15 protein-coding genes and 1 pseudogene are annotated in these 19788 nt (G+C 71.3%); 14 read left to right on the forward strand and 2 right to left on the reverse strand.

What is annotated here, in order from left to right:
• The first annotated feature begins 22 nt into the window (after positions 1-22).
• The 5 genes from A0130_16080 (at position 23) to A0130_16100 (ending at position 6007) form a co-directional block, all read left to right on the forward strand.
• Positions 23-940 carry an NAD kinase gene (locus A0130_16080; GenBank protein ID ANF33498.1) on the forward strand — a complete coding sequence of 306 codons (918 nt, stop codon included), beginning with the start codon at positions 23-25 and terminating at the stop codon, positions 938-940.
• Positions 941-953: 13 nt separating this feature from the next.
• Entirely contained in the window at positions 954-2675 is a 1722-nt protein-coding gene (locus A0130_16085; protein ANF33497.1) for a DNA repair protein RecN, read from the forward strand.
• Between the two features lie 130 nt (positions 2676-2805).
• Positions 2806-4455 (forward strand): CTP synthetase, encoded by a 1650-nt coding sequence (locus tag A0130_16090; protein ID ANF32977.1) that lies wholly within the window; start codon positions 2806-2808, stop codon positions 4453-4455.
• On the forward strand, positions 4455-5102 hold the full coding sequence (locus A0130_16095; GenBank protein ID ANF32978.1) for an ADP-ribose pyrophosphatase: 648 nt from the start codon (positions 4455-4457) through the stop codon (positions 5100-5102). The genes A0130_16090 and A0130_16095 overlap by 1 nt, the downstream gene beginning before the upstream one ends.
• Entirely contained in the window at positions 5099-6007 is a 909-nt protein-coding gene (locus tag A0130_16100) for a tyrosine recombinase XerD (GenBank protein ANF32979.1), read from the forward strand. The genes A0130_16095 and A0130_16100 overlap by 4 nt, the downstream gene beginning before the upstream one ends.
• A 126-nt stretch (positions 6008-6133) precedes the next feature.
• Here the strand turns inward: A0130_16100 and A0130_16105 are convergent, their stop codons facing one another.
• Positions 6134-6661 carry a hypothetical protein gene (locus tag A0130_16105; GenBank protein ID ANF33499.1) on the reverse strand — a complete coding sequence of 176 codons (528 nt, stop codon included), beginning with the start codon at positions 6659-6661 and terminating at the stop codon, positions 6134-6136.
• Positions 6662-6806: 145 nt separating this feature from the next.
• On the opposite strand from A0130_16105, the gene A0130_16110 reads away from it, so the two are divergent.
• The 7 genes from A0130_16110 (at position 6807) to A0130_16140 (ending at position 13249) form a co-directional block, all read left to right on the forward strand.
• Positions 6807-7667: a chromosome partitioning protein gene (locus tag A0130_16110; GenBank protein ANF33500.1), complete on the forward strand. Its 861-nt coding sequence runs from the start codon at positions 6807-6809 to the stop codon at positions 7665-7667.
• Positions 7651-8478: a chromosome segregation protein ScpA gene (locus A0130_16115; protein ANF32980.1), complete on the forward strand. Its 828-nt coding sequence runs from the start codon at positions 7651-7653 to the stop codon at positions 8476-8478. The genes A0130_16110 and A0130_16115 overlap by 17 nt, the downstream gene beginning before the upstream one ends.
• Positions 8468-9118: an SMC-Scp complex subunit ScpB gene (locus A0130_16120; protein ID ANF32981.1), complete on the forward strand. Its 651-nt coding sequence runs from the start codon at positions 8468-8470 to the stop codon at positions 9116-9118. The genes A0130_16115 and A0130_16120 overlap by 11 nt, the downstream gene beginning before the upstream one ends.
• The gene (locus tag A0130_16125; protein ANF32982.1) at positions 9108-9869 is read left to right on the forward strand and encodes an MFS transporter; all 762 of its coding nucleotides are present in this window, start codon (positions 9108-9110) and stop codon (positions 9867-9869) included. The genes A0130_16120 and A0130_16125 overlap by 11 nt, the downstream gene beginning before the upstream one ends.
• A 125-nt stretch (positions 9870-9994) precedes the next feature.
• A complete protein-coding gene (locus A0130_16130; protein ANF32983.1) occupies positions 9995-11083 on the forward strand; it encodes a prephenate dehydrogenase in 1089 nt (362 codons plus the stop codon).
• On the forward strand, positions 11080-11751 hold the full coding sequence (locus tag A0130_16135) for a cytidylate kinase (protein ID ANF32984.1): 672 nt from the start codon (positions 11080-11082) through the stop codon (positions 11749-11751). The genes A0130_16130 and A0130_16135 overlap by 4 nt, the downstream gene beginning before the upstream one ends.
• Positions 11744-13249: a ribosome biogenesis GTPase Der gene (locus tag A0130_16140; protein ID ANF32985.1), complete on the forward strand. Its 1506-nt coding sequence runs from the start codon at positions 11744-11746 to the stop codon at positions 13247-13249. Before A0130_16135 ends, A0130_16140 begins: the two co-directional genes overlap by 8 nt.
• Here the strand turns inward: A0130_16140 and A0130_16145 are convergent.
• Complete coding sequence (locus tag A0130_16145; protein ID ANF32986.1) at positions 13246-15186, reverse strand: hypothetical protein; 1941 nt, start codon at positions 15184-15186, stop codon at positions 13246-13248. The two genes, A0130_16140 and A0130_16145, sit on opposite strands and share 4 nt — an antisense overlap.
• A gap of 259 nt (positions 15187-15445) precedes the next feature.
• Between A0130_16145 and A0130_16150 the strand changes: the two are divergent.
• Positions 15446-17719: pseudogene (locus tag A0130_16150) on the forward strand (glycosyltransferase).
• Between the two features lie 77 nt (positions 17720-17796).
• Positions 17797-19407: a glycosyl hydrolase family 18 gene (locus tag A0130_16155; protein ID ANF32987.1), complete on the forward strand. Its 1611-nt coding sequence runs from the start codon at positions 17797-17799 to the stop codon at positions 19405-19407.
• Positions 19408-19788 lie beyond the last annotated feature (381 nt).

Below are 19788 nucleotides of genomic sequence, written 5' to 3' on the forward strand. Positions count from 1 at the left end.
GAGAGGAGACGACGTGGCACAGATCGGTGCAGCGACGCGCTACATCCTGGTCGTCGCGCACACCGGTCGGCAGGACTCGCTGGAGGCGGGCGTGCGGGTGTCACGGCAGCTGCTCGACGCGGGCGTCGTCCCGGTGCTCAGCGCCGACGAGCGGCGTGACATCCTCGAGGCCGATCCGTCGCTCGACGCCGTGCGGGTGCTCGGCGACGACGTGGCGCCGAGCGACCTCGAGCTGGTCATCGTGCTGGGAGGCGACGGCACCATCCTGCGCGCGGCCGAGCTGGTCCGTGGATGCTCGGCTCCGCTGCTCGGCGTCAACCTCGGTCATGTGGGCTTCCTCGCCGAGAGCGAGCGCGACGACCTTGAGACGGCGGTCGCCCGCGGGCTCGCGAAGGACTACGAGGTCGAGGAGCGCATGACGCTCTCCGCTCGGGTCAAGGTCGGCCGCGAGGTCGTCTACGAGAGCTGGGCGCTCAACGAGGCCACGGTCGAGAAGGCGAGCCGCGAGCGGATGCTCGAGGTCGTCATCGAGGTCGACGGCCGGCCGATGTCGAGCTTCGGCTGCGACGGCGTGGTCATGTCGACCCCGACCGGCTCGACCGCGTACTCGTTCTCGGCGGGCGGCCCGGTCGTATGGCCGGGCGTCGCGGCCCTCCTCCTCGTGCCGCTCAGCGCGCACGCCCTGTTCTCGCGTCCGCTGGTGGTGGACGCCGACTCGTCCCTCGCGGTCGAGCTGCTCGACCGCGCGGGCGGCGCGGGCATCCTCTGGTGCGACGGCCGCCGTCCGTTCGACCTGCCGCGTGGGGCCCGCGTCGTGGTGCGTCGGTCGCCCATCCCGGTGCGGCTGGCGCGCCTGCACCCGGGGCCGTTCACCGACCGCCTGGTGCACAAGTTCGACCTTCCCGTCACGGGATGGAGGGGGCCGGCCGGGCGTGACTGACGTACGCGGAGGCATCGAGGAGATCTCGATCAAAGACCTGGGCGTCATCGCCGACGCCTCCCTGCCGCTCGGCTCGGGATTCACGGCGATCACCGGCGAGACCGGCGCAGGCAAGACCATGGTGGTGTCCGCGCTTGGCCTGCTGCTGGGCGAGCGCGCCGACAGCGGCGCCGTGCGGCTGAACAGCCCGCAGGCCTGGGTGTCGGGCCGCTGGCGCGTGCCGTCCACGGGCGAGGTGGTCGAGCGGGTGCGCGACGCCGGCGGCGACGTGGATGCGATCGACGCGGCCGAGGCCGAGCTCGTGCTCAGCCGTTCGGTGTCGGCGGAGGGGCGCTCGCGAGCGGTCGTCGGCGGCCGCAGCGCGCCGGTGGCCGTGCTGACCGAGCTGGGGGAGCAGTTGGTCGTGGTGCACGGCCAGTCCGATCAGATCCGGCTCAGGTCGGCCGTGGCGCAGCGGGCGGCGCTCGACCGATTCGCCGGTCCCGCGTTCGCCGAGCAGGTCGCCGCCTACGAGCAGGTATTCCACCGCTGGCGCGACAACCGCTCCGAGCTCGATGAGCTGGTCGCCGACCAGGAGCGCCGCGCCCGCGAAGCCGACGACCTCCGCGTCGCGATGGCCGAGATCGAGACCATCGCTCCGCAGCCCGGAGAGGATGACGAGCTGGCCGACCGCGCCGAGCGGCTGACCAATCTCGAAGAGCTCCGGCTGGCCGCCGCCGCGGCGCGCGAGCTGCTGAGCGCCGAGGAGTCCGAGGGCGCCGACGCCCTCGGCCTGCTCGACAACGCGCGCCGCCAGCTCGAGCGCGTCGCCCCGCACGACAGCGGGCTGCAGCCGCTCGCCGAGTCCGTCGCAGAGGCCAACTACCTGATCTCCGACATCGCGGCGCAGCTGTCGACCTACCTCGCCGCACTCGACACCGACGGCGCGGCCGAGCTGGAGGTCGTGCAGGAGCGCCGGGCTCAGCTCGCCGCCCTCGTGCGCAAGTACGGCCCGACGCTCGACGACGTGATCCGGACGCTCGAGACCGGCAGCCTGCGGCTCCTGGAGCTCGACGGCGACGCCGACCGCATCGACGAGCTGACCCGCGAGGTCGCCGACGACGAGGCACTGGTGCGGGAGCTCGCCGCCGGGCTGAGCGCCGAGCGTACGGCCGCTGCCGCGCGCCTGTCCGAGGCGGTCAGCGACGAGCTCTCCGCGCTCGCGATGCCGGATGCGCGCATCGTCGTCGAGGTGACCCAGCGCGACGCGGACGACCCCGGAACCTACAGCGCGTCGGGACGCGACCAGGTCGCCATCCTGCTGCAGCCGCATCCCGGTGCGGAGCCGCGTCCACTCGGCAAGGGCGCGTCGGGCGGCGAGCTGTCGCGCGTCATGCTCGCGATCGAGGTCGTCATCGCCGGCAGCGACCCGGTCCCGACCTTCATCTTCGACGAGGTCGACGCCGGCGTCGGCGGAGCCTCTGCGATCGAGATCGGCCGCCGCCTCGCGCGTCTCGCGGAGTCGGCGCAGGTGATCGTGGTGACGCACCTGGCGCAGGTCGCCGCGTTCGCCACCAACCACCTCACGGTCGTCAAGGGCAACGACGGCGCGGTGACCGCCTCCAGCGTCCGCCGCCTCGACGGCGACGAGCGCATCGCCGAGATGGCGCGCCTGCTCTCCGGCCTGCCCGACTCCGAGAGCGGGCTGGCGCACGCGCGCGAACTCGTCGAGATGGCGTCCGCCGCGCGTCGCTGACACGGGCGCGCGCGGACGGGAGTCCCCGCCAGGGGTGATAAGCTACAAGCCCGTGGTGGATTATTCAGACGCGGGCACATCTAACGGCATTACCAAGCACATCTTCGTGACGGGTGGTGTCGTTTCTTCGTTGGGAAAGGGCCTCACGGCCGCCTCTCTCGGCAACCTCCTGACGGCTCGCGGCCTCCGCGTCGTCATGCAGAAGCTCGACCCCTACCTCAACGTGGATCCGGGGACGATGAACCCGTTCCAGCACGGCGAGGTCTTCGTCACGGACGACGGCGCCGAGACCGACCTCGACATCGGCCACTACGAGCGCTTCCTCGACATCAACCTCGGCCAGTCGGCCAACGTCACGACCGGCCAGATCTACTCGAACGTCATCGCCAAGGAGCGCCGCGGCGAGTACCTGGGCGACACCGTGCAGGTCATCCCGCACATCACCGACGAGATCAAGCGGCGGATGCGCCTCCAGGCCCAGCCGGGCCCGGACGGCGAGCCCGCGCCGGACGTCATCATCACCGAGATCGGCGGCACGGTGGGCGACATCGAGTCGCAGCCCTTCATCGAGTCGGCCCGCCAGGTGCGCCACGAGCTCGGCCGCAAGAACTGCTTCTTCGTCCACGTCTCGCTGGTGCCGTTCATGAACGCCTCCGGCGAGCAGAAGACCAAGCCGACGCAGCACTCCGTCGCCGCCCTGCGCTCCATCGGAATCCAGCCCGACGCGCTCGTCCTCCGCAGCGACCGCCCCGTCTCCGACAGCAACAAGCGCAAGATCGCGCTCATGTGCGACGTGGACGAGCAGGCCGTCGTGAACGCGGTCGACGTGCCGAGCATCTACGACATCCCGACCATGCTCCACGAGCAGGGCCTCGACGCGTACATCATCGACCAGCTCGGCCTCGACCAGGCGGGCGACGTCGACTGGAACGGATGGGCGCGCCTCCTGGAGTCCGTGCACGACCCGAAGCACGAGGTGACCATCGGCCTGGTCGGCAAGTACATCGACCTGCCCGACGCCTACCTCTCGGTAACCGAGGCCCTGCGTGCCGGCGGCTTCGCGCACCGCACGAAGGTGAAGCTCAAGTGGATCGCGTCCGACGAGTGCCAGACCCCCGAGGGCGCGGCGCACCAGCTGAGCGACGTGGACGCGATCTGCGTGCCCGGCGGCTTCGGCGTCCGCGGCATCGAGGGCAAGGTCGGCGCGCTGCGCTTCGCACGCGAGAACGGCATCCCCGCGCTCGGCCTGTGCCTCGGCCTCCAGTGCATGGTCATCGAGTACGCGCGGCACGAGGCCGGACTGGGCGGCGCGTCGTCGTCGGAGTTCGACCCCGAGACCGAGTTCCCGGTGATCGCGACCATGGCCGAGCAGGTGGACATCATCGCCGGCGGCGACCTGGGCGGCACCATGCGCCTGGGCCTCTACCCGGCCACGCTCGCCGAGGGCTCGATCGTCGCGGAGCTGTACGGCGCGAACGAGGCCTCCGAGCGCCACCGCCACCGCTACGAGGTCAACAACAACTACCGCGAGCAGATCGCCGACGCCGGCCTCTGGTTCTCGGGCACCTCGCCCGACGGCCACCTCGTCGAGTACGTGGAGCTGCCGCGCGACGTGCACCCGTTCTACGTGGGCACGCAGGCGCACCCCGAGCTGCGGTCCCGGCCGAACCGGGCGCACCCGCTGTTCGCCGGTCTCGTCGGCGCCGCGCTCGACCGCCAGAAGACCGCCCTGCTGTTCGAGGTCGCCGAGGCCGACGCGGAGATGGTGGCCGAGGCCTGATGTCGGACGCCGCCGAGAGCACCGCGACCGACCTGAACGACCAGCCGTTCCGCCCGGAGATCGTCTCGAGCGAGACGGCGTTCGAGGGCAAGATCTGGAACGTGCGCCGCGACGTCTTCCGCTACAACGGCGAGGAGATCACCCGCGAGTACGTCGACCACACCGGCGCCGTCGGCATCCTGGCGATGGACGACGACGGCCGCGTGCTGCTCATCCGCCAGTACCGCCACCCCGTCCGGCACCGCGACTGGGAGATCCCGGCCGGCCTGCTCGACCAGCACGGCGAGCCGCCGCTGACCGCGGCCCAGCGCGAACTGGGCGAGGAGGCCGACCTCGAGGCGGACGAGTGGAACGTGCTCGCCGACGTGTTCACGAGCCCCGGCGGCAATGACGAGGCGATCCGCATCTACCTGGCACGCGGCATCCGCTCGACCGGCTCCGCGTTCGCGCGCGAGGCGGAGGAGGCCGACATCGAGGTGCGCTGGGTGCCGCTCGACGAGGCGGTGGATGCGGTGTTGCAGCGCCGCGTCCACAACGCCCCGCTGATCATCGCCCTGCTCGCCGCCCGCACCGCGCGCGAGCAGGGATGGAGCACGCTCGGCGCGGCCAACGAGCCCTGGCCGAGCCACCCCAAGCTGTCCGCATGACCGTCGCGGCCGATGTCGACGCCTTTCTGAGGCACGTCGCCATCGAGCGCGGACTGTCGGCGAACACGGTCGCTGCGTACCGGCGCGACCTCGGCGTGTACAGCGCGTGGCTGGACTCGGAGGGCATCGGCGACGTCCGCGCCGTGACACCGGCCACGCTGTCGGCGTTCGCCGTGCACCTCGGCACGCGCGAGGAGTCGCCGCTCACCGCATCCTCGCTCGCCCGGATGCTGTCGACCGTGCGCGGCTTCCACCGGTTCCTGCTGGAGGAGGGCCGGGTCGAGGTGGATGCGGCGCGCGACCTGCGCCCGCCGAAGCTCCCGAGCCGGCTGCCGAAGGCGATCTCGGTGGAGCAGGTCTCGGCGCTGCTGGCCGCCACGGAGGGTGACGACGTCGCATCCCTGCGCGACAGGGCGCTGCTCGAGCTGATGTACGCGACGGGCGCGCGCGTCAGCGAGGCGGTCGGGCTGAACGTCGACGACGTGATCGACGCCGACGTCGTCCGCCTCACCGGCAAGGGCAGCAAGCAGCGGATCGTGCCGCTGGGGTCGTACGCGCGCGAGGCGGTGTCCGCCTACCTCGTGCGCGCCCGGCCGGTGCTGTCGGCGAAGGGGCGCGCGACGCCCGCGCTGTTCCTCGGGATGCGCGGGGCACGGCTGTCGCGCCAGAACGTCTGGCTGATCATCCGCGCCGCCGCCGACCGGGCGCACCTCGAGGTCGACCACCTGTCGCCGCACACACTGCGCCACTCGTTCGCGACCCACCTGCTGGCCGGGGGAGCGGACGTCCGCGTCGTGCAGGAGCTGCTGGGCCACTCGTCCGTCGCGACGACGCAGATCTACACGCTGGTCACCGCCGACACCCTGCGCGACGTCTACACCGCGTCCCACCCCCGCGCTCGCTGACCGGCTCGCCCCCCCGCCATGCCGTGCCTCGTGACGAACGACGACGGGTCCGCGATTCGTGACGAATGGGTGCGATTCGTGACGAATGGTCGGCATTCGTGGCGAATGGCGGCGCGCGGGAGGGGGTCAGGAGGAGACGCGGTGGCGGCGACGCGGGGCGCGGCGGCGCAGCCAGACGTAGACCGAGCCGCCGTCGAAGCCGGCACGCCGGGTCGCGGTGAAGCCGAGCTTGGAGAGCACGCCGAAGGACGGCGCGTTCCAGGTCGCGACCGTCGCCCACAGGGTCGGGAAGCCGGCGTCGAACGCCGCATCGGCCACGACCGCCGCCGCCTCCGTCGCATAGCCGTGCCCGACCTGTCCGCGCAGCAGCTCGTACGCGAGCTCCGGCCGGGCGGCGTTCGCCCGGCCGATCACGAGCCCGCAGTAGCCGACCACCTCGCCCGACGAGGCATCCTCGATCGTGTACAGCCCGAACCCGCGCTCGTCGAAGCCCGCGCGCTGCGCATCCAGCCGCTCCCGCTCCTCCTCGACGGTCCCGGCGGGGCGGCCGAGGGGATGCTCGGCGAGCAGCGCGAGGTTCCACTCGGCGTCGCGTCCGTCGCGCGGGCGCAGACGCAGACGCGGGGTCTCGAGGGCGGACGGCATCGGCTGCACGCGACCACCGTACCGAACCGCCGGGCGTGCGACCCGCAAGCGGGGCACGTCGCGCATAGACTGTTCCCTTGAAAGACCGCCCACGAGAGGGACGAGGAACACCCAGGTGACGCGCAACGACGAGGTCGAGACCCAGCTTCCGGGCATGGATGAGGCATCCGTCGCCGCGAAGCCCGGGCCCACCGGCCGTCCGCTGCGTGCATTCCCGGAGCCGGCCCCCCTCGCGCAGCACGGCCCGGCCAAGATCATCGCCCTCTGCAACCAGAAGGGCGGCGTCGGCAAGACGACCACGAGCATCAACCTCGGCGCCTCGCTCGCCGACTACGGCCGCCGCGTCCTCGCGGTCGACTTCGATCCGCAGGGCGCGCTCTCGGCGGGTCTGGGCGCGCGGACGCACGACGTCACGACCATCTACGATCTCCTGCTCAATCGCAACGCGGACGTGCAGGGCGCCATCCAGTCGACATCGGTCCCGAACCTCGACATCATCCCGGCCAACATCGACCTGTCCGCCGCCGAGGTGCACCTCGTCAACGAGGTCGCCCGCGAGCAGATCCTGGCCGGCGTGCTGCGCAAGGTCGCGAACGACTACGACGTGATCCTGGTCGACTGCCAGCCGTCGCTCGGCATCCTGACCGTGAACGCGCTGACCGCGAGCCACGGCGTCCTCATCCCGCTCGAGTGCGAGTACTTCGCGCTGCGCGGCGTCGCCCTGCTCATCGAGACCATCGACAAGGTGCGCGAGCGGCTGAACCCGGCGATCGAGCTCGACGGCATCCTCGCCACCATGTACGACTCGCGCACGCTGCACTCCCGCGAGGTGCTGGAGCGCGTCGTCGATGCCTTCGGTGATCGCGTCCTCGAGACCGTCATCTCGCGCACGGTGAAGTTCCCGGACGCATCGGTCGCGGCACGCCCGATCACGCAGTTCGCGCCCGAGCACCAGGCCGCGGAGGCGTACCGGCAGCTGGCGCGGGAACTGGTGTTCCGTGGCGCCGTCGCCTGACCTGCCCGACGTCGCGCAGCCGGAGGACGCCCCGGGCTTCCGCGTGTCCCTCGGCGACTTCGAGGGTCCCTTCGACCTGCTCCTGTCGCTGATCACCAAGCACGAGCTGGACATCACCGAGATCTCGCTCAGTAAAGTCACCGACGAGTTCATCGCCTACCTGCGCCGGCTCGACACCGACGACAGCCTGGACGAGGCGAGCGAGTTCCTGCTCGTCGCCGCGACCCTGCTCGACCTCAAGGTGGCCGGACTCCTGCCGCAGGGCGAGCTGGTGGATGCAGAGGACGTCGCGCTGCTCGAGGCCCGCGACCTCCTGTTCGCCCGCCTGCTGCAGTACCGGGCCTTCAAGGAGGCGTCAGCCTGGTTCGCGCAGCGGCTCGAGGCCGAGGGCGCCCGGCATGCGCGCCTGGTGCGGCTGGAGGACAAGTTCCGGCAGCGCACGCCCGAGTTGGTGTGGACGCTCAGCCTCGACGACTTCGCCGCCCTCGCGACCCTGGCGATGACGCCGCGGGAGGTGCCCGTCGTCGGGCTGGACCACCTGCACGCGCCGCTGGTCAGCATCCGGGAGCAGGCGGCGATCGTCGTCGGGATGCTGCGGCACGGCGAGCCGATGAGCTTCCGGCAGCTGGTGGCCGGCGCCGAGCAGAAGGGGGTCGTCGTGGCGCGCTTCCTGGCGGTGCTGGAGCTGTACCGGCGCGCGGCGCTCGCCTTCGAGCAGCTGGAACCGCTCGGGGAGCTGACGCTGCGGTGGACCGCCGAGCACTGGTCCGAGGAGAATCTTTCGAACTTGGGAGCCGACTATGACGGTTGAGGATGTGGCCGACGACGTCGTCGAGGATGCGGTTGTCAGCGGCGACGAGGTGACGGACACCACCGAGGTGCCGGCGCCCGTGGAGGACGCGCAGATCGAGCGGGCGCTGGAGGCCATCCTGATGGTCGCCGACGAGCCGATGAGCCTGGTGACGCTGGCGACGGCGGTCGGCGCGCCCGTGAAGCGGGTGCGCGCGGCGATCACGGCGCTGGTCGCCGACTTCGACGGCGAGGGGGGCGGCGTCCGGCGCGGGTTCGAGCTGCGCGAGGTCGGCGGTGGATGGAGGATCTACGTCCGCGAGGAGTTCGACGCCGTCGTCTCGGGATACGTCCTGCAGCAGAACCCGACCAAGCTGTCCCAGGCGGCCCTGGAGACGCTGGCCGTGATCGCCTACAAGCAGCCGATCAGCCGCGGCGCCATCGCATCCATCCGCGCCGTCAACGTAGACTCGGTGGTGCGGACGCTGCTCGGCCGCGGCCTGATCACCGAGCTGTTCACGGACAGCGAGACCGGTGCGATCAACTACGGCACCACCGACCTGCTGCTCAGCCAGCTCGGCATCAACTCGATCGAGGAGCTGCCGAAGATCTCGCCGCTGCTCAGCGACGGCGTGGACGGGTTCGAGGGCGATGTCCGCTGAGAACGGGGCGCAGGGCTCGCAGGGCGAGCGTCTGCAGAAGGTGATGGCGGCGGCAGGCGTGGCGTCCCGTCGCGTCTCCGAGGAGCTCATCGTCGCCGGGCGGGTGACGGTGAACGGGAAGGTCGTCCAGGAGCTCGGCACGCGCGTCGACCCCGCGGTCGACAAGGTCGCGGTGGACGGCACCGCGGTGCAGCTCGACACCTCCCGCCGCTACGTCATGCTCAACAAGCCGGTCGGCGTGGTCAGCTCGATGCGCGACGAGCAGGGGCGTCCCGACTTGTCGCGGTTCACGGCGCAGTACCCCGAACGGCTGTTCAACGTCGGGCGACTGGATGCGGAGACCTCGGGCCTGCTCATCCTCACCAACGACGGCGAGCTGGCGCACGTTCTCGCGCATCCGTCGTTCGGGGTCACGAAGACCTATATCGCGCGCGTGCGCGGCGTGATGACGCCGCAGACGATCGGACAGCTGACGAAGGGCGTGGAGCTCGAGGACGGCCCGATCGCCGCCGACAAGGCGCGCCTGCTGCAGTCGAACCAGCGGGACGGCGAGTCGCTGGTCGAGATCACGCTGCACTCCGGCCGCAACCGGATCGTGAGGCGGATGCTCGCCGAGGTCGGACACCCGGTGGTGGAACTGGTGCGCCGGCAGTTCGGCCCGCTGCACCTCGGAACGCTGAAGGTCGGCCATCTGCGCGACCTCACGAAGGACGAGCTCGGCAAGCTGCTGACCATCTCCCGCGAGGGCTGACGTCTCCCCATCCCCCCGCGCCGCGATTCGTGCCGAATGTGCGCCATTCGTCACGAATAGCGCACATTCGGCACGAATGAGGCGGTCGGAAAACGAGGGTCGGCGGCGCTGGCTAAGGTGGACGGGTGACTGACACTCCCGCCCGCCTCGCCGGCCCTGTCCGCGTCGTCGGCGCGGGGCTGCTCGGCGCCTCCGTCGGACTCGGGCTGCGCGCCCGCGGTGTCGACGTCGTGCTCGCCGACGCCTCGCCCGCCCACCTGCGGCTGGCGGCGGACTATGGCGCCGGTCGCGTGGACGACGGGGGAGTGGAACCGGCCCTCATCGTGGTCGCGGTGCCGCCGGATCTGACCGGCCGGGTCGTCGCCGACGAGCTGGCGGCGCATCCGGAGGCGGTGGTCACGGATGTGGCAAGCGTCAAGGTCGCGCCGCTCGCCGAACTCGAGGGCTCCGGGCTCGACCTCTCGCGCTACGTCGGCGGGCATCCGCTGGCCGGGCGCGAGCGCGGCGGTCCCTCCTCGGCGCGCGCCGACCTCTTCATCGGGCGGCCGTGGGTCGTCGCCGCGCGGCCCGAGAACCCGCGCTCCGCGGTCAGTCTCGTCGAGGCGCTCATCCTCGACCTCGGCGCCACCCCGGTGGAGATGGATGCGGATCAGCACGACGCCGCCGTCGCGCTCGTCTCGCACGCTCCCCAGATCGTGTCCTCGCTCATGGCGAAGCGACTGGCAGACTCCCCGGACGCTGCGCTCGCGCTGGCCGGGCAAGGCGTGCGAGACGTCACGCGCATCGCGGCGAGCGAGCCCGAACTGTGGGTGCAGATCCTCGGAGCGAATGCTCCGGCGATCGTCGAGATCCTGCGGGCCTACCGCGACGATCTCGACCGCGTGCTGGTCGCCCTCGGCGACGTCGACGCCGCCGGCGCCCGGCGCACGATCGCGGAGGAGATCGCCGGCGGCAACGCGGGCGTCTCGCGCCTTCCGGGCAAGCACGGCCAGGACCGCAGGTATGCGCGCTTCGTCGTGATGGTCGAGGACCGCCCGGGCGAACTGGCCCGGCTGCTGAACGAGCTCGGCGAGCTCGGCGTCAACATGGAGGACCTGCGGCTCGAGCACTCGCCGGGAGCACCGTTCGGCCTCGCCGACATCGCCGTGCTGCCCGAGGTCGAGCACCGCACCGTGACGGACCTGACAGAACGTGGATGGAGGATCACCGGATGACCGAGACGATCGTGGCCGGGGTCGACGGACCCGCGGGCAGTGGCAAGTCGAGCGTCAGCAAGGCGGCCGCACGCCGGCTGGGCTGGGCGTACCTCGACACCGGGGCCGCCTACCGCGCCCTGGCCTGGTACGTCGTCGCGCGCGAACTCGACCCCACGGATGCGGGAGCCGTCATCGACGCCCTGCCCGACTTCGACTACCGGATCGGCACCGACCCGGACACCTACCACGTGTTCGTCGGCGACACCGACGTGACCGAGACCATCCGCACCCCGGAGGTGACCGCCGTCGTCGCGCCGATCGCGAGGGTGCCGGAGGTGCGCGCGTTCCTCACGCAGCTGTTCCGCGACATCATCCGGCGGACCGACCGCGACGGGATCGTCGTAGAGGGCCGCGACATCACCACCGTGGTGTGCCCGGATGCTCCGGTCCGCATCCTGCTCACCGCGGACGAAGCCGCTAGAATAGCGAGGCGTTCCGCGGAGCTGATCGGCCATTCCGCCGCCCACGTCGGTGAGGCTCTGCACAGGCGCGACGCGGCGGACTCCCGCGTCGTCGACTTCATGAACGCCGCAGAAGGCGTCACCACCGTCGACTCCACCGACCTCGACTTCGACCAGACCGTTGACGCTGTCATCCAGGTCGTACAGAAAGCAGCCCATGTCTGACATCGAAAACGAGCCCACCGGCGAGGACGACCTCGTCGCCCGGCTCTCCGACCTCGACGAGGACCTCGCGGTCCAGCGCGCCAACGCGCTGCGCAGCGGCCTCGAGGAGTACGAGCTCGACGAGAGCGACCTCGACATCCTCGATATCGCCGGCGAGGACGTCGAGGGCATCTCCTACCTGCCCGCGCTCCCGGTGCTCGCGATCGTCGGCCGCCCGAACGTCGGCAAGTCCGCGCTCGTCAACCGCATCCTGGGCCGCCGCGAGGCCGTCGTCGAGGACACCCCGGGTGTCACACGCGACCGCGTCTCGTACCAGGCGGAGTGGAACGGCCGCCGCTTCACCCTCGTCGACACCGGCGGGTGGGAGCCCGACGCCCGCGGCATCGACGCGTCCGTCGCCGCGCAGGCCGAGGTCGCGATCGATCTGGCCGACGCCGTCCTCTTCGTCGTGGATGCGACCGTCGGCGCGACCTCGACCGACGAGCACGTCGTCCGGCTGCTCCGCAAGACCAAGAAGCCCGTCTTCCTCGCGGCCAACAAGGTGGACGACGCCCGCCAGGAGCCGTACGCCACCGAGCTGTGGTCGCTGGGTCTGGGCGAACCGCATCCCGTTTCTGCCCTGCACGGCCGCGGTGTCGCCGACCTGCTGGACGAGATCCTGAAGGTACTGCCCCAGGAGTCGGCGGTCGCCAAGCGCGAGATCGGCGGACCCCGCCGCGTTGCGATCATCGGCCGCCCGAACGTCGGCAAGTCGTCTCTTCTGAACAAGACCGCGGGCGAGGAGCGTGTGGTCGTCAACGAGCTGGCGGGCACCACCCGCGACCCGGTGGACGAGCAGGTCGAGCTGGGCGGCAAGGTGTGGCGCTTCGTCGACACCGCCGGTATCCGCCGTCGCGTGCACCTGCAGCAGGGCGCCGACTTCTACGCGTCCCTCCGCACGTCCACCGCGCTGGAAAAGGCGGAGGTCGCCGTCGTCGTGCTCGACGTGAGCGAGCCGATCAGCGAGCAGGACGTCCGCATCATCGACCTCGTCCTCGAGTCCGGCCGCGCGCTGGTGCTGGCGTTCAACAAGTGGGACCTGCTGGACGACGACCGCCGCCGCTACCTGGAGCGCGAGATCGAGCAGGATCTCGCCCACGTCTCCTGGGCGCCCCGCGTCAACATCTCGGCGCGCACCGGCCGTCACCTCGAGAAGCTGGTGCCGGCGCTGGAGCTCGCGCTCGAGTCGTGGGACACCCGCATCCCGACGGGCAAGTTCAACGCGTTCCTCGCCGAGCTGACCGCGGCGCACCCGCACCCGGTCCGCGGCGGCAAGCAGCCGCGCATCCTGTTCGGCACCCAGGCGTCGAGCCGGCCGCCGACATTCGTGGTGTTCACCACCGGGTTCCTCGACCCGGGGTACCGGCGGTACATCATCCGCCGGCTCCGCGAGGTCTACGGTTTCGAGGGCACGCCGATCGTCCTCAACATGCGCGTCCGGGAGAAGCGCAAGCGCTAGGCCGACATCTCGTCACCACTCGTGCGCTGGAAGGCGACGTCGAGGACGGGCGCGAAGGCGTCCGGCGGGTGGATGACCACCACGGGCGCCGTGCCGCCCGGGAACAAACGGGCGACGTCGGACGGATCGGCGCGGTCGTCGACCGTGATGTCGATGGCCTCGCGCCAGCGGCCGTCCGACAGCCGCTGCAGGGTGGCCTCCCACGTGATCCCGGGCGTCTCCCGCGCCTGCAGCCGCAGGTGGATGCCGACCGCGCGGCGCCGTGCGAGCAGCGACAGCAGACCGCGGTACACGGCCGTCCGGCCTGCAGCGACCAGCCACGGGTCGAGCACCCGCACCAGGATGTCGGCGTTCCAGAGGATGGTCGTCGCGAAGCCGCTCCGCGACTGGTACACGTCCACGGCGATGACGCCGGGCAGCCGGCGCACCGTCTGCCGCAGCGTCCCTCGGGTGATGCCCTCCTCGACCGTGCTGTGCAGGTAGAGCGGCACCGACGGGCGCGGCGGCAGCCCGGGTCGCACGGCCGCGCGGTCCTGGATGCGCTGCACACCGCCGAGGAACGGCGCCAGCTCCGCGAGCAGCGAAGCGACGCGCGGGTCAGGCGGCTCCGCCTCCACCGCGGCAGCTGTGTCGGCGTACGCCGTGGACGCATGCAGCGCGCCGATCTTGAATCCGACGGCGAGCGGCGGCCGCGCCTTCACGGTGAGGAACGGACGGCCGCCGTCGGCTCGCAGCGGGTTCTCGCGCCCCTCAACGCGCGGCACCGGATCGAGCACGTGCTCCAGCGCCAGCACTGCGATGGACTCCGGCACGGGGATACGGCCGAGCGGCGACCCGGCGACCACCAGGTGTGTCACCGTGAAGCCCTCGGTGACCGCCGCCGTCGCGACCTGCGCGGCGATCATCCCGCCCAGACTGAAACCCGCGAGGCAGACCGGCTCGCCGGGACGGACGCCCGCGAGCCGGAGCGTCTGGATCGCCGCGCGCGTCACCGTCGGCCGCTCGTCGCCGCCGATCACCAGGTCGGCCGTCAAGTCGTTCGGCGCCGCGCCCGCGCGGGGATGCCAGGTCCGGGTGCTCGCGAACTGCGCGATCCAGCGCCGCCCGTCGGCCGCATCCACCTCGACCAGCCGCACCAGGGCGGTGTCGGGGCGGTCGTCGAGGTCCGGGTCGCAGAGGTCGTCGATCTCGCGCTGGCTGAGCAGGACCTCCCGCAGCGACCGGATCCCGCGACGCCGCATCGCGCCCGCCGCGATCCCCGGCTGGCCCAGCGGGTCGGGGGAGGGGCCGAGCGGCAGCCCGAGCAGTCCGGCCGGCACGTCCGGCAGTCCCGGTGTCGGCGTGTAATCGTCGCCGCGCGTCGGGTCGTCCCACCAGTCGAGCACATCCTTGATGAGCGGGAACGCCCGCGCGAGGAAGTCGTCGTACGGCACGATCACCGCGTCCTGGCCGTCGCGGAGCAGTCCGCGGCGGTGTCCGAGTCCCACGACCTTCCGCAGCAGCGCGGGCAGGGTGAACAGCGCGACGTACGGTCGCGCCCTCCAGCGGGGGAGGAAGACTCCGACGAGCGAGGCGAGCAGCGCCAGGGGCGACAGCAGCCAGCCCGCGAACCGCGCGACCCCGCCGATGGCGCGCGGGGCCAGCGACAGGTACAGACTGCTCAGGGCGACGCGCCGGGCCCGTCGGGCGACCGGCCGCGGCACGCCGAACGGGTACGGGATGCTGCGATCGCGCTCGACCAGGTACCGCACCCAGGCCGCGGCGACCCCGATCACCCAGGCCAGCGCGGCGAGCAGCCCCGAGACGGCGCCGAGGACGAGCAGGACGAGCCCGAGGGCCAGCGCGATCGGAACGCCGACGAGGAGCCCGAGAGCGAACAGCACGCGGCCGGCCGCCGTGCGCCCCCGCCAGAGTCGAGGGGCGGGCGTCGGCGGCATGGCGCCAGCCTAACCCGCATCCTCCGACATGCCCGGTCGGTGCGACATCCATGCATATGCATGGGAACGTTGCCGCGCAAGCCCGACACGCCGCGGAATTCCGCGCATCGGGAGCGCGGGCACCCCCAAAGAAGGGGCGACCACAAGGGGGGTATTTGTACCCCGGTCTGTCCTCACTAGTGTGGACAACCGGAAGCCACCCGACCGCGCCCACCCGAGGGCCGGGCTTCCGAACCCGATCAAGGACGCATACCCGACAATGAGTTCTGCAACCCGATACACCCCTGCCCGGAAGCGCCAGCTCGGCTCCGAGAAGCGCACCGAACCGCTCCCGACGGTCCACCCGAAGCCGTCCGACCGCAAGATCACCTGGAGCCGCGTCGCCATCGTGCTGACGGTCCTGTTCTGGGCGATCTACGTCGTCACCACGATCATCCGCCAGTTCATCGACAGCGGCAGCCAGAACTTCCGCTTCACGATGGAGGCGATCGGCTACACGGTCGTCGTGACCTTCCTCACCTTCTCCGCCCTTATGTACCTGGTGGCCCGACAGGGTGCGCTGCAGCGCTTCCAGAAGCACGTCCGCGTGCCGCGCGCGGAACTCGACCGGCACTTCGCAGAGAACCAGCCCAGCATCACCGTGCTCGTGCCGTCGTATGCGGAGGAGCCGGAGGTCGTCAAGATGACCTTGCTCTCGGCCGCGCTGCAGGAGTTCCCGTCGAAGCGGGTCGTCCTGCTCCTCGACGACAACCCGAACCCGACCGACCCGGCCGTCCGCGTGCGCCTCGAGGCGACCCGCGACCTCGCGCACGACATCAGCGCCATGCTCGCCGAGCCGCGCTTCCGCTTCTCCGACGCGCTGCTGCGGTACGAGCTGGGCGACGCCGGCGTCTACGCCACCGACGAGGCCGGCCTCGAGCTCGCCGAGCACTACCGCTGGGCCGCGCAGTGGCTCTACCAGCAGGCGGACGCGCACACCGTCGAGGACCACGTCGACGTCTTCTTCTCCGACCAGGTGCTCCGCGCCCTCGGCGACGACCTGGCCCTCACCGGGGAGGCCGTCTCGGCGGCGATCTCGGAGGGCGCATCCCTCACCTCCAAGCGGGTCGCGCAGCTCTACCGCCGCCTCGCCTGGACCTTCGACGCCGAGCTCGCGGTCTTCGAGCGCAAGAAGTGGGCGTCGCTGTCGCACGAGGCGAACAAGGCCATGAACCTCAACGCCTACATCGGCCTGATGGGCGGCACCTACCGCGTCGAGGAGACACCGGAGGGCCCCATCCTGAACGCCGTCCCCGCCGGCCAGCGCCGTGCGGGCGACGTGGAGATCCCGGACAGCGACTTCCTCCTGACCCTGGACGCCGACTCCATCCTGCTGCGCGAGTACTGCCTCCGGCTCACCTACTTCCTGCAGCAGCCCGGCAACGCGCGCGTCGCGGTCACACAGACCCCGTACTCGTCGTTCCGCGGCGCCGGCACCCGCATCGAGCGCCTCGCGGGTGCGACCACGGACATCCAGCACATCCTCCACCAGGGCAAGTCGTACTACGGCGCCACCTTCTGGGTGGGCGCGAACGCGGTCATCCGCAAGCGCGCGCTGGACGACATCGTCGAGACCGAGTTCGTCGGCGGGTTCGAGGTGCGCCGCTACATCCAGGACCGCACGGTCATCGAGGACACCGAGTCGAGCATCGACCTGGGCACCCACGGCTGGACGCTGTCCAACTACCCCGAGCGCCTCAGCTACTCGGCCACCCCGCCGGACTTCGGCTCGCTGATCGTCCAGCGCCGCCGGTGGGCGAACGGCGGCCTCCTGATCCTGCCGAAGCTGTGGCGTCAGGTGAAGGAGCGCAAGCGCCGCGGCGAGACCGTCTCGAAGATCGAGCTGCTGCTGCGCGTCAACTACATGGCGTCGATCAGCTGGGCGAGCTTCGGTCTCGTGTTCCTGCTGGCCTACCCGTACGACGGCCGCCTGCTCAGCCCGATGGTGCTGCTCGCCGCGCTCCCGTACTTCATCAGCCAGGCCGCGGACCTCCGCTACAGCGGGTACAAAGCGACCGACATCTTCCGGATCTACGGCTTCAACCTCATCCTCCTGCCGGTGAACCTCGCGGGTGTGCTCAAGTCGATCCAGCAGTCGCTGACCGGCAAGAAGATCCCGTTCGCCCGCACACCGAAGGTGAAGAACCGCACTGCGTCGCCGCTGCTCTACGTGGTCGCGCCGCTCGCGATCGTCGGCTTCTCGCTGTTCACCCTGTGGCGCGACGTCAACGCGCACAACTGGGGCAACGCCGCGTTCGCCGCCTTCAACGCGAGCCTCGCGATCTGGGCGATCGTCTCCTACATCGGCATCTGGAACACCATCGTCGACATCTGGCTCGGGATGACGAAGCCGCTCTACGTGTCCACCTCGCGGAAGCGCACGGCCGACGTCGCGGAGCCGGCCACGGCGTCCCTCGACTGGCGCTCGGTGCTGTACCACGGCCACGCCGGCGGCGAGGTGCCGCACCTGGCCGGTGTGGGCGCGGTCGTGGAGCCTGCTGCCGCGTCGGCCGAGGGCGCGGAGTCCGAGCCCGCCGCCGCGTCGGCCTCGAATGAGAAGCAGGCCGCCTGATGGCGAAGCAGAAGAAGGCGGCCGCCGCCGACGCGGTCGAGCGCGCGCAGGCCCCCGAGGCCGACAGCGGGCGACGCCTCTCCCCGTGGCGGGTCATCGGCGCCGGGCTCGTCGCCGTGATCGTCGTCAGCGCAGGGGCCGTCGGCCTGCAGTGGTGGAGCGCCCGGGCGGCGGTCGACGCCAAACCGTGGTTCGCCTCCTATGTGGATGTGACCGCGACCCCGCGGTTCGCCTTCGAGAACCTCGGGGGCACGCCGACGAAGGATGCAGTCCTCTCGTTCGTGGTCTCCTCCAAGCGCGACGGATGCGCGCCCAGCTGGGGCGCCGCGTACTCGCTCGACGAGGCCCGCGGCTCCCTCGACCTGGACCGTCGCATCGCGCGCCTGCAGCAGCAGGGCGGGACGGTCGCCGTCTCGTTCGGCGGCCAGCGGAACGACGAGCTCGCCGTCGCCTGCGAGGATCCGTCCGCGCTGAAGAAGGCGTACGCCGAGGTGGTGGACCGGTACAAGATCGGCACGATCGACCTCGACCTCGAGGGCACCGGTCTCACGGACCGCGACGCCGCCCAGCGACGCGCCTCCGCGATCGCCGCGCTGCAGCAGGAGCGCCGCGCCGCCGGAAAGGGCCTCGCCGTCTGGCTGACCCTGCCCGTCGCCCCGACCGGCCTCACCGCCGACGGGACCGACGCCATCGCCGCGATGCTGAAGGCGAAGGTCGACATCGCCGGCGTGAACGTCATGACCATGGACTTCGGCGACGCCAAGAACGCCAAGACCTCGATGGCGAAGACCGCCGAGCAGGCCGTCTCCGCCACCCAGCGCCAGCTCGGCATCCTGTACGACCGCGCGAAGCTGCACCAAAGCGACCCGAGCCTGTGGGCGAAGCTCGGCGCGACTCCGATGATCGGACAGAACGACGTCCAGGCCGAGGTCTTCTCGCTGGCGGACGCCGCGTCCTTCAACACGTGGGCCGTGTCGAACGGCCTCGGCCGCATGTCGATGTGGTCGGCGAACCGCGACAAGACCTGCGGCTCCAACTACGTCGACCTGACCGTCGTGTCCGACGCCTGCAGCGGTGTCAGCCAGGGCAAGAAGACGTTCGCCGGTGTGCTCTCGAAGGGCTTCGACGGTCGCATCGGGCTGGGGGAGGGCCAGGTCACCACGGCCGAGCCGACCTCCGCCGCCACCAAGGACGACCCCGCCACCTCGCCGTACCCGATCTGGGCGACGAAGAACTCGTACCTGAAGGGCGCGAAGGTCGTCTGGCACCACAACGTCTATCAGGCCAAGTGGTGGACCAAGGGCGACGTCCCCGACAACCCGGTCCTGAACGCGTGGGAGACGCCGTGGGAGCTGGTGGGCCCGGTGCTGCCGGGCGAGACGCCCATCCCGCAGCCGACGCTCCCGGCGGGGACGTACCCGACGTGGAGCGGGACGACCGCCTACGACAAGGGCCAGCGCATCCTGTTCGACGGCGTGCCCTTCGAGGCCAAGTGGTGGACGCAGGGCGACAGCCCCGAGGCCGCCAGCGCCGACCCCGACTCGTCGCCGTGGACCCCGCTCACGCAGGACGAGATCGACCAGATCGTCGGCGGCTCCCCGAGCCGCTGAACAGAATCGGCGGCGGGACGCTGACTCCCCCCATCGCGTCCCGTCGCCGACCCCACCTGGACTCCCGCTGCGGGGCGGGAGTGTCCGGGCGCCCCGCGTGCCGTGAGTTCGGCCGGTGCGCGGCGCAGTGCCGGCGGGGACGCGTGTGCCTTCGGGTGGTGCACGGCGTCCTCGCCGGCACGATAGAACGACCGTGATGCGATCGTGATGGGCCGGCTCTCCGTCACGCGTGCGCCGATCCCTATGCTTGCGTTGCTGCATGGTGCAGCGATCGATGATTCGGGGGAATCACATGAGATCACTGAGAGGGATGACGCTGTCGGCGGGGGTTGTCGCAGCGTTGCTTCTGGCATTGTCCGGTTGCGCCGGGGGAGCAGCCGT

Origin of the sequence: Leifsonia xyli (assembly GCA_001647635.1) — a bacterium.
Taxonomy (GTDB): Bacteria; Actinomycetota; Actinomycetes; order Actinomycetales; family Microbacteriaceae; genus Leifsonia; species Leifsonia xyli_A.